Origin of the sequence: Providencia sp. PROV208, from assembly GCF_028479465.1 — a bacterium.
Lineage (GTDB): Bacteria > Pseudomonadota > Gammaproteobacteria > Enterobacterales > Enterobacteriaceae > Providencia > Providencia alcalifaciens.
This window is the reverse complement of the sequence record NZ_JAMPNS010000001.1, coordinates 359,441-370,402: the sequence shown is the minus strand read 5'-3', so window position 1 is coordinate 370,402 and position 10,962 is coordinate 359,441. Positions and strand designations below refer to the sequence as shown.

At 42.7% G+C, this 10,962-nt stretch carries 10 protein-coding genes; 8 read left to right on the top strand and 2 right to left on the bottom strand.

All coding sequences use genetic code 11. The annotated features are described in order from the left end of the window. The coding region (gene icd / locus PR766_RS01650) for an NADP-dependent isocitrate dehydrogenase (protein ID WP_272518466.1) at positions 1-1,090 on the bottom strand (1,090 nt) is incomplete at its 3' end. A gap of 647 nt (positions 1,091-1,737) precedes the next feature. Here icd and rluE point away from each other — a divergent pair. The 8 genes from rluE (at position 1,738) to PR766_RS01610 (ending at position 9,576) form a co-directional block, all read left to right on the top strand. Beyond that, positions 1,738-2,379, top strand: coding sequence for a 23S rRNA pseudouridine(2457) synthase RluE (gene rluE, locus PR766_RS01645; RefSeq protein WP_051420183.1), 642 nt, complete (start codon positions 1,738-1,740; stop codon positions 2,377-2,379). Continuing rightward, on the top strand, positions 2,372-2,821 hold the full coding sequence (locus PR766_RS01640) for an NUDIX domain-containing protein (protein ID WP_154600931.1): 450 nt from the start codon (positions 2,372-2,374) through the stop codon (positions 2,819-2,821). The genes rluE and PR766_RS01640 overlap by 8 nt, the downstream gene beginning before the upstream one ends. 83 nt (positions 2,822-2,904) lie before the next feature. Next, a complete protein-coding gene (gene mnmA / locus PR766_RS01635; protein ID WP_036961447.1) occupies positions 2,905-4,026 on the top strand; it encodes a tRNA 2-thiouridine(34) synthase MnmA in 1,122 nt (373 codons plus the stop codon). 2 nt (positions 4,027-4,028) lie between these two features. Next, the gene (hflD, locus tag PR766_RS01630) at positions 4,029-4,655 is read left to right on the top strand and encodes a high frequency lysogenization protein HflD (protein ID WP_006660841.1); all 627 of its coding nucleotides are present in this window, start codon (positions 4,029-4,031) and stop codon (positions 4,653-4,655) included. Positions 4,656-4,673: 18 nt separating this feature from the next. Then, a complete protein-coding gene (purB, locus tag PR766_RS01625) occupies positions 4,674-6,044 on the top strand; it encodes an adenylosuccinate lyase (RefSeq protein WP_006661453.1) in 1,371 nt (456 codons plus the stop codon). Between the two features lie 184 nt (positions 6,045-6,228). After that, a complete protein-coding gene (gene phoP / locus PR766_RS01620) occupies positions 6,229-6,903 on the top strand; it encodes a two-component system response regulator PhoP (RefSeq protein WP_006660839.1) in 675 nt (224 codons plus the stop codon). Position 6,904: 1 nt separating this feature from the next. Continuing rightward, entirely contained in the window at positions 6,905-8,362 is a 1,458-nt protein-coding gene (gene phoQ, locus PR766_RS01615; protein ID WP_006660838.1) for a two-component system sensor histidine kinase PhoQ, read from the top strand. An 89-nt stretch (positions 8,363-8,451) separates the two neighbouring features. Further along, positions 8,452-9,576, top strand: a complete 1,125-nt coding sequence (locus PR766_RS01610; RefSeq protein ID WP_154636427.1) for a ribosomal protein uL16 3-hydroxylase — start codon at positions 8,452-8,454, stop codon at positions 9,574-9,576. Between the two features lie 105 nt (positions 9,577-9,681). On the opposite strand, the gene pepT is transcribed toward PR766_RS01610, so the two are convergent. Beyond that, on the bottom strand, positions 9,682-10,926 hold the full coding sequence (gene pepT, locus PR766_RS01605; RefSeq protein WP_006661452.1) for a peptidase T: 1,245 nt from the start codon (positions 10,924-10,926) through the stop codon (positions 9,682-9,684). Positions 10,927-10,962 lie beyond the last annotated feature (36 nt).

Genomic DNA, 10,962 nt, shown 5'->3' with positions numbered 1-10,962 from the left:
TCATCTCTGCGGACAGGATGATAGAACCTGGGTTCACTTTGTCTTGGCCTGCATATTTAGGTGCAGTACCGTGAGTTGCTTCGAATAGTGCGCATTCAGAACCGATGTTTGCACCTGGTGCAATACCGATACCGCCAACTTGTGCGGCTAATGCATCAGAAATATAGTCACCGTTCAGGTTCATACACGCAATAACATCATACTCTGCTGGACGTAACAGGATCTGCTGTAAGAATGCATCTGCGATAACATCTTTAACAATGATATCTTTGCCTGTTTTTGGATTTTTAATTTTAACCCATGGACCGCCATCGATTAATTCACCGCCAAATTCTTCTTGTGCTAACTGGTAACCCCAATCTTTAAATGCACCTTCAGTGAATTTCATAATGTTGCCTTTATGAACTAAAGTCACTGAGTCACGGCTATTATCAATAGCATATTCAATCGCAGCGCGAACTAAACGTTTAGTCCCTTCTTCAGAACATGGCTTAATACCGATACCGCAATTTTGAGGGAAACGAATTTTCGTTACACCCATTTCATTTTGCAGGAATTTAATCACTTTATCTGCTTCTGCACTACCTGCTTTCCACTCAATACCAGCATAAATATCTTCCGAGTTTTCGCGGAAAATAACCATGTCAGTGAGTTCAGGTTGTTTAACTGGGCTTGGCGTGCCTTTGTAGTAACGTACAGGACGTAAGCAGATATATAAATCAAGCTGTTGACGAAGAGCAACGTTGAGGGAACGAATACCGCCACCAACTGGTGTGGTTAATGGACCTTTAATAGAAACGCGATAGTCGCGGATTAAATCGAGAGTTTCTTGTGGTAACCAGACGTCTTTACCGTATAACTGTGTGGATTTTTCACCCGTATAAATTTCCATCCAAGAAATTTTACGCTCGCCGTTATAGGCTTTTTTTACTGCTGCATCAACAACTTTCAGCATTGCAGGAGTAACATCAACCCCAATACCGTCACCTTCGATGAAAGGGATAATTGGGTTATTCGGAACGTTTAATTTGCCTTTTGCATCAATGGTAATTTTAGCGCCTTCTGCCGGAACTACTACTTTGCTATCCATTAACCTCTCCTTCACTTGCGTATTTTGCTTGTTAATTTTTTGTAAGAGACCTGTCAATACTACTGCAATCTGCGTCGAACGCCAATGATTACTAAACTAAGCTTTTATACAGATCGCATTTAACGCATTTTTTATGTGCCCAGACACTCGACACAATCAAAATAAACTCAACAAAATCAATCCATTGAAAAAGATTATTAATTCTTGAAAAAGTTAAAAACTCAGTCAAATCCCTCCGTAAGCGTTTAATCGCTATATTCCGTAGTTTATCTAAAATATCTCATTTAAACATTCGTACTGCTCACAGAAATTAATATATAGCCATATTATCTCTATGATTTAATAGGTTTAATTAAATTATTAGCATTTAATGGTTTTAATGAAGTAAAGTCAGCATCACAATGATTTCGAATGAATTTTTAACAACCTAAATTTAATCAAAATTGATTAAAATAAATAATCAAATGCTACGGTAACTTAAGATTTATAAACTGTTTATTAATGAAATAAATGAATCATTGAAATGTTAAAAAACGGATCAACCTCATTACGCTGCTTGATTCACTCTTCAAAGGTGCAGCCTTACTTTATTATCAAAATATCGTTATCCTATTGCACATGACATGAATGACTCTCAATACAGTACGATGAATACACCTAATCGCAGCCGCACCAAACACTTAACTTCGCATTCCAAACGACGTCGTTCACTTGCAACGAAGACATCTGCACGCGCCTCTCAGCCGCGGAAAGTGATTATTTTTAATAAGCCTTTTGATGTGCTGCCTCAGTTTACTGATGAGCAAGGTCGTGAAACGTTAAAAAATTATATTCCTGTGTCTGATGTTTATGCTGCCGGACGCCTAGATAGGGACAGTGAGGGTCTGTTAGTGCTTACGAATGATGGAAAATTACAAGCAGAACTTACCCAACCACAGAAAAAAACAGGGAAAGTCTACTATGCTCAAGTAGAAGGCGTTCCCGATGAAATCGCTCTCGCAAAATTCCGTCAAGGATTGACACTCAATGATGGTCCCACCTTACCAGCTGGAATTGAGCGAGTCGATGAACCGGAGTGGCTGTGGGTCAGAAATCCACCGATTCGTGAGCGCAAAAACATTCCAACGAGTTGGTTGAAGATCACGCTTTATGAAGGACGGAATCGGCAAGTTCGCCGGATGACTGCCAATATTGGCTTTCCTACACTACGATTAATACGTTATTCCATGGGAAGTTTTACACTCAATAACTTATCTTCAGGCGAATGGAAGGAGGTCACTGTTGTTTAAACCAAATGTTACTGTTGCTACCCTTGTTCATGCTCAAGATCGTTTTTTAGTGGTAGAAGAATGGGTCAATAATAAGCCAACCTGGAACCAACCCGCAGGGCACCTTGAGGCTAATGAAACATTACTGCAAGCGGCTGCGCGTGAACTTTATGAAGAGACAGGTATCGTAGGCGAACCTCAAAAATTAATCAAAATTCATCAGTGGATTGCCCCCGACAATACGCAATTTATTCGTTTCTTATTTTCTCTCGAACTCGATGCCCCTTGTGAAACTCATCCTCATGATGACGATATCAGCGCTTGTCACTGGGTCACTGCCGATGAAATTCTAACCAGCAAATGTCTTCGCTCACCGTTAGTTGCCCAAAGTCTGCGATGTTTCCAAGAAGGCATCAGTCACCCTGTAAGCGTTTTAGCCGCCTTTGGTCATCATTACGAGTAACATTATTTTCCTAACGCTGGTGCAATAAGGGGGCAACGTGCTAAAGTATGGGGCTTGATTTTTCCGCATTGAGACTATTTCCCATGTCAGATAACAGTACCAAATCAGATAACAGCCAAATTAAAGTCATCGTCGGTATGTCCGGTGGTGTTGATTCCTCCGTTTCCGCCTACTTGCTCCAGCAGCAAGGGTATCAGGTTATCGGGCTGTTTATGAAGAACTGGGAAGAAGATGATGATGAGGAATATTGCTCTGCGGCAACAGACCTCGCCGATGCTCAAGCTGTCTGTGACAAACTAGGTATTGAGCTTCGCACCATCAACTTTGCCGCCGAGTATTGGGATAACGTATTCGAACATTTCTTAGAAGAATACAAAGCAGGACGCACCCCAAATCCGGATATCTTGTGTAACAAAGAGATCAAATTTAAAGCTTTCTTAGAATTTGCCGCAGAAGATCTTGGTGCAGATTACATTGCAACAGGTCACTACGTTCGTCGCCGTGATGTTGATGGCAAAAGCCAGTTGTTACGCGGATTAGACAACAATAAAGACCAAAGCTACTTCTTATACACGCTCAGCCACGAACAGGTTGCAAAAAGTTTATTCCCTGTTGGGGAATTAGAAAAACCAGAAGTTCGCCGTATTGCGGAAGAAATCGGTCTCATCACCGCGAAGAAAAAGGATTCTACGGGGATTTGTTTTATTGGCGAGCGTAAATTCCGTGATTTCCTTGGTCGCTACCTCCCTGCTCAACCCGGTCCGATTGTTACCGTTGATGGTGAAATTATTGGTCAGCACGAAGGATTGATGTATCACACATTAGGTCAGCGCAAAGGTTTAGGTATCGGCGGAACAAAGGAAGGTTCTGAGGAACCTTGGTATGTGGTGGATAAAGACGTTGAAAACAATCAATTGATTGTTGCGCAAGGTCATGAACATCCACGCTTAATGTCTGTGGGCTTAATTGCTCAGCAATTAGATTGGGTCGATAGACAACCTCTGACTGAGCCATTACGCTGTGTGGTGAAAACCCGCTATCGCCAAGCGGATATCCCTTGCACAATAACCCCATTGAGTGCCGAAAAAATCCAAGTGATTTTTGATTATCCGGTTGCTGCTGTTACACCGGGACAATCTGCGGTATTTTATATCGACGAAGTCTGCCTTGGTGGCGGCGTTATTGAAGCCCGTATTCAGGAGTAAATGTGGCTAAAAACTATTACGATATCACGCTTGCGTTAGCGGGTATCTGTCAAGCAAGTCTAATGGTACAAAAGCTAGCCCATGAGGGCTCATATAATGAGCAAGATGGTAAAACCATGGTAGATTGCCTGACTAACATGAATCCATCCACCACGTTGGATGTATTTGGTAATGATGAAGCGAATTTAAAAACTGGTTTAACCGCCCTAATGGGAATGTTAACGGGTGGTAATAGCGGGATCTCTGCGGAGATGACCCGCTATATGCTCAGCATCATGGCGCTAGAGCGCCGCTTAAGTAAAGATGACAAGGCAATGGAACAACTTGGTCAGCGAATTGAGCAGCTTGAACGTCAAGCCAGCTATTTTGAGCCAATGTCTGAAGGTGTTTTCAACGCATTAGCGGGTATTTATGTGGATGTTGTCAGTCCAGCAGGTCCGCGAATTCAAGTGACGGGTTCCCCTGACATCCTGAAAAATACCCTTGTCCAAGCCAAAGTTAGAGCCACATTACTCGCAGGTATTCGCTGTGCAGTTCTTTGGCAACAGGTTGGTGGCAGCCGTCTCCAACTCATGTTTTCTCGAAGCCGTCTGTCTAATCAGGCGAAACAAATTTTGTCTCACCTATAAAATCTGGAGTTGCTACCAATGGAATTATCCTCACTGACCGCTGTATCCCCGATTGACGGCCGTTACGGTGATAAAGTCAGCGCTTTACGCACTATTTTTAGTGAGTTTGGCTTACTGAAATTTCGTGTGCAAGTTGAAGTTCGCTGGCTGCAAAAACTGGCGGCAACCGCTCAAATCAAAGAGGTCCCTTCATTTGATGCTGACGCAATCGCTTACTTAGACGAAATCGTCGCGAATTTCAGCGAAAATGATGCAATGCGTATCAAAGAAATTGAGCGTACAACCAACCACGACGTTAAAGCAGTCGAGTATTTCCTGAAAGAAAAAGTAGCCCATATTCCTGCTCTGCATGCCGTTTCTGAGTTCATTCACTTTGCTTGTACTTCAGAAGACATCAACAATCTGTCCCATGCATTAATGCTGAAAACTGCTCGTGAAGACGTTTTACTGCCACAATGGCGTCAAATCATCGATAAAGTTAAAGCAATGGCTCACGAATATCGTGAGTTACCGTTACTCTCTCGCACACACGGGCAGCCAGCAACACCATCAACTATTGGTAAAGAATTTGCAAACGTCGCTTACCGCTTAGAGCGCCAATATCGCCAGTTAGAGCAAGTCGAAATTTTAGGTAAAATCAATGGTGCCGTTGGTAACTACAACGCACACATTGCCGCTTACCCAGAAGTTAACTGGCACGAGTTTAGTGAAACTTTCGTGACCTCACTCGGCATTAAATGGAACCCATTCACAACCCAAATCGAACCACACGACTATATCGCTGAACTGTTTGATTGTGTTGCGCGTTTCAATACGATCGTTCTGGATTTTGACCGTGATATCTGGGGCTACGTTGCGTTAAACCACTTCAAGCAAAAAACCATTGCTGGTGAAATTGGTTCATCCACCATGCCACATAAAGTGAATCCTATCGACTTCGAAAACTCAGAAGGTAATTTAGGTTTATCCAATGCGGTATTAGGTCATTTAGCAAGCAAACTCCCTGTTTCCCGTTGGCAACGCGACCTGACTGACTCGACAGTTCTCCGTAACTTAGGTGTCGGTTTGGGCTATGCACTGATCGCTTACCAATCCACGATGAAAGGGTTGAACAAATTAGAAGTTAACGAACAACACTTGCTGGATGAGTTAGATCAAAACTGGGAAGTGCTAGCAGAACCAATTCAAACTGTTATGCGTCGTTATGGCATTGAAAAACCATATGAAAAATTGAAAGAGCTCACTCGAGGTAAACGCGTAACCGCCGAAGGCATGAAGCAATTTATCGATGGTTTAGCACTGCCAGAAAGTGAAAAAGAGCGCCTAAAAGCCATGACACCGGCAAACTATATTGGTTATGCAGTAAGCTTTATTGATGAAATCAAGTAATTAATCATATTAAGAACAGATGGCTTATTGTCATCTGTTCTTTTTATTTTCAAATATTTTCAGATTCGACTATTTTTCCGATCCGTTTGCCTTATATTTACTTAAGATCTTGTCCCTTGTCCCATCTCTTTTTACCATACCAATTATAATATTATTATTTACATGCTTTATATGAGGTTCTCAGATGCGCATTCTTATCGTAGAAGATAACGCCCTACTTCGTCATCATTTAACCGTTCAACTCAAAGAATTAGGTCATCAAGTGGATTCAGCTGAAGGCGCAAAAGAAGCTGATTACTTTTTGAATGAAAGCCATCCTGATATTGCTGTTGTCGATTTAGGTCTTCCTGATGAAGATGGGCTTTCCATGATCAAACGCTGGCGCAGTAACCATGTCAGTATTCCGCTTTTAGTGTTAACGGCGCGAGAAAGTTGGCAAGAAAAAGTGCAAGCGCTTAATAGCGGAGCAGATGACTATGTCACTAAGCCATTCCAATTAGAAGAGTTAGTTGCCCGTATGCAAGCGCTCATGCGCCGTAATAGCGGATTGGCATCCCAAGTGTTAGAGCTTGAAAATTTTGTCATCGACCTCTCTCGTAAAGAATTTACCGTCAACGGCGAATCCGTCAAACTGACCGCCTTCGAATACACCATCATTGAAACACTACTGCGTAATAATGGTAAAGTGGTCAGTAAAGACTCTTTAATGCGTCAACTTTACCCAGATGCTGAGCTACGTGAAAGTCATACTATCGACGTTCTCATGGGGCGTTTACGTAAAAAAATCCAGCAGTTCCATGCTCAAGAGGTTATTGTGACTGTCCGGGGTCAAGGCTACCGTTTCGATGTGAATAACTGATATGCGATTTCGTAAATTTAGGTTCAAACCACTTTCTTTACAGGCCCGTTTTATTTGCGCGACCTCAGCCGTGATCCTCGCCTTAACCTTAGCCTATGGAATTGTGGCCGTCGTCGGGTATTTGGTAAGTTTTGACCGCACAACCTATACCCTATTACGCAGCCAAAGTAACCTAATTTACAGCCTTGCCCAGTGGCAAGATAGTAAAATTGATATCCGAGTTCCGCCTAACTTTACGCTGAATAACCCCTCTTTGATTATCATTTATGATAAAAATGGGCAGGTTTTATGGCGTCAACGGGAAGTTCCCAGCATCGAGCGCCTCATTCAACTCGATTGGCTCAAAAAAAATGGGTTGTATGAAATCGACACTGATATCGATGAAACTCGTCAATTACTGAATAATAATCCTGACTACAGTAGCCGACTTAACGATATCGATAATGTCGATGAACCATTAACTCACTCAGTTTCGGTCAATCAATATTTAGAAACCGAAACCATGCCACCGCTCACCATTGTTGTTGTGGATACCTTACCGCAAGATTTGCAAAATACTGGGGTTGTCTGGGATTGGTTTGGTTATGTGATACTCGCCAACTTCCTACTGGTCATTCCACTGTTGTGGCTTGCCGCATACTGGAGTGTCCGCCCCATTAAGTCATTAATTTCACAAATTAGTAGCCTTGAAAAAGGTGAGCGAGAAACGCTGGATGAAAATCCACCAGCAGAACTCAGAGGATTAGTCCGCAATTTAAATATTTTGTTGAGTAACGAACGAAAACGTTATAGCAAATATCGCACAACCTTGTCAGACCTGACTCACAGTTTGAAAACACCGTTAGCGGTTCTGCAATCGACATTAAGGCTGCTACGCTCCGGCAAAGAGATGACTATCGAACAAGCCGAACCCATCATGCTGGAGCAGATAGGTCGAATCTCCCAACAAGTCGGTTACTATCTACACCGCGCTTCAAGCCAAGGTGATGAGAACCTCATGTTACGGGAAATTGCGTCCGTCCCCTCTATCTTAGATAGTCTATCCAGTGCGCTACATAAAGTATATCAAAACAAAGGTGTCTCGATCACCGTAGACATTTCCCCTGAAATCACATGGTTAGGTCAACCGAATGATTTTATGGAGGTGATGGGCAACATTATGGAAAATGCCTGTAAATATTGCCTTGAGTTTGTGGAAGTCACCGCCCTTGCGGGTCACGATAGTCTAACAATTTTTGTGGATGATGATGGTCCAGGTGTTCCTGAAAGCAAGCGTAGCCTGATATTTATGCGTGGACAACGCGCCGACACACTACGACCGGGGCAAGGTCTAGGGTTATCTATTGCGGTCGATATCATCGATCAATACGATGGTGAAATCATCATTTCGGATAGCCCACTAGGCGGTGCTAGGGTCGCCGTCACATTTAGACAGCAAGCCGTCATTGAAGATAGTTAATCTGTGAACTGACGCCCTCTAACCCCTGTTTTACAATCCATTTCCGGTATACTATTTAGGAAGATTTGTCATAACTAGGGAACAATAAGATGGATTATAAACTGAATCTTGACTGGCAGAGTTTTCTGGACAGTCATTGGCAGAAACGACCTCTGCTTATCAAACAGGGTTTTACGCGTTTTATTGATCCTATCTCGCCTGATGAGCTCGCGGGATTAGCGATGGAAGATGAAGTGGATAGCCGTTTAGTCAGCCATAAAGATGGCATCTGGCAGGTAGCTCACGGACCTTTCGAAAGCTACGATCATTTAAGTGAAGAAAACTGGTCGATTTTGGTCCAAGCGGTTGACCACTGGCACCACCCAAGCGCCCAACTTATGAAACCTTTCCGCGTTCTTTCTGACTGGCGTATGGACGATTTAATGATTTCCTACTCAGTGCCAGGAGGCGGCGTGGGTCCTCATTTAGACCAATACGATGTGTTTATTATTCAAGGTGAAGGCCGTCGCCATTGGCGTGTTGGGGAAAAAATCCCAATGAAACAACACAGTCCACATCCAGACTTGCTCCAAGTACAACCTTTCGATGCCATTATTGATGAAGAAATGGAACCCGGTGATATTCTGTATATCCCACCAGGATTCCCACATGAAGGTTACGCTATTGAGCCATCCCTAAACTTTTCTGTCGGCTTTCGTGCACCAAATGCGCGTGAACTCATGAGCAGCTTTGCTGACCATTTAATTTCTAATGATTTAGGCAGTTATCGCTACAGTGATCCTGACCTCTCTTTCCGTGATAACCCGGCTGAAATTCTGCAAGGCGAACAAATTAAATTACGTGAAATGATGGAGTCTCTGATTAACGACCCTGAATTATTCCGTAAATGGTTAGGTGAATTTATTTCTCAGTCGCGCCACGAATTAGACTTAGCGCCGCCAGAGCCGCCTTATGAACAAAATGAAATCTATAACCTACTGAAAGATGAGCAAGAAACCTTATATAAACTCAATGGGTTACGAGCACTTCGCGTGGGTGACCAGTTCTTTGTTAATGGTGAGTCTTTAGAGACTAAATGCTATGAAGCCGCAGACAGCCTGTGTCGTTTCGATGCAGTCAGCTATACAAATCTTGGGGATGCCCTTGACGATGTTAATTTTATCGCATTAATTACCGCACTGATTAACAGTGGATATTGGTATTTTGACGACTAATTATTTCTATAATTAACCGTTAATAATAGCAAAATGCCCCGAATGTCATCACCTCACATCGGGGCATTTTTATTGTCACTTTTTATATTAAGAATGTATCAAAAACTATTTCTCGGTATTACGCTTTGCATGAATAGCCGTTAATTCCGCAATTCGCATAATCACACTCACCGCCTGCTCCATACCTTCTTGAGTAATAAACTCATGTTTACTATGGAAGTTATAGCCACCCGTGAAAATATTCGGGCATGGTAAGCCTCTGTATGATAGCTGCGCGCCGTCCGTTCCCCCACGGATCGGCTTGATGACAGGTTCAATATCACAGTCCAACATCGCTTGTTTAGCTAATTCAACAACATGTGGATATTTCATCACTTCTTTATGCATATTGTAGTAACTATCATCCAATGTCAGCTCGATATAACAGCTTGGGTGCAGGCCTTCACCCACTTTTTCTGCGATACGGATAATATTTTTCTTTCTCGCTTCAAAATTGGCTAAGTCAAAATCGCGGATAATGTAGTTCATTTCGGCTTTTTCTACATTCCCCTTAATCGATGTTAGGTGGTAAAAACCTTCATAACCTTCCGTATTTTCAGGCGTCTCTTCAACAGGTAGCATAGCGTGAATACGGGTCGCCAAACCCAATGCATTCACCATCACACCTTTCGCATTACCGGGATGGGTATTATTTCCCACGATTTTGATAGAGACGTTAGCTGCATTGAAGTTTTCAAATTCAAGCTCACCGACACCACCACCATCGACAGTATATGCCCAACGAGCATCAAACTCTTTGAAATCGATATGTTGTGCGCCGCGACCAATTTCTTCATCTGGCGTAAAGGCGACACAAATTTTTCCATGAGGAATATTTTGCCCTTCTAAACGTACTATCGCGGTAATAATTTCCGCGATACCGGCTTTATCATCCGCGCCTAATAATGTTTTACCGTCTGTCATGATCAACGTTTTGCCAATCATTTCGTGCAATACAGGGAACATGACAGGTGATAAAACTTCATCACCAATACCTAACGCTATATCCCCGCCTCGATAATTTTCAAGAACTTGCGGACACACATTTTTACCTGAATAATCAGGGGCGGTGTCCAAATGTGAAATGAACCCAATTGCCGGTACATCCCAATCCACATTGGATGGCATCATTGCCGTTAAGCAACCATGCTCGGTTAGCGTCACTTTTTCAAAGCCAAGTAAATTAAGTTCTTTGGCTAAAGCGCGGGCAAATTTTAGTTGACCTGTACTACTAGGTACTGTTTTTGCATTCAGTTTTGATTGTGTATCAAAAGCAGTATATTCAAAAAACCGCTCCAAGAGTTTGTCCATGCTACCTCCCCCTAAATATCAATGGGGATATTATGG

Bases quoted from the DNA above. Each gene is read 5' to 3' on its own strand.
- PR766_RS01610 (WP_154636427.1), top strand. From the start codon at position 8,452: ATGGATTATAAACTGAATCTTGACTGGCAGAGTTTTCTGGACAGTCAT.
- rluE (WP_051420183.1), top strand. From the start codon at position 1,738: ATGAATACACCTAATCGCAGCCGCACCAAACACTTAACTTCGCATTCC.
- purB (WP_006661453.1), top strand. From the start codon at position 4,674: ATGGAATTATCCTCACTGACCGCTGTATCCCCGATTGACGGCCGTTAC.
- pepT (WP_006661452.1), bottom strand. From the start codon at position 10,926: ATGGACAAACTCTTGGAGCGGTTTTTTGAATATACTGCTTTTGATACA.
- mnmA (WP_036961447.1), top strand. From the start codon at position 2,905: ATGTCAGATAACAGTACCAAATCAGATAACAGCCAAATTAAAGTCATC.
- phoQ (WP_006660838.1), top strand. From the start codon at position 6,905: ATGCGATTTCGTAAATTTAGGTTCAAACCACTTTCTTTACAGGCCCGT.
- phoP (WP_006660839.1), top strand. From the start codon at position 6,229: ATGCGCATTCTTATCGTAGAAGATAACGCCCTACTTCGTCATCATTTA.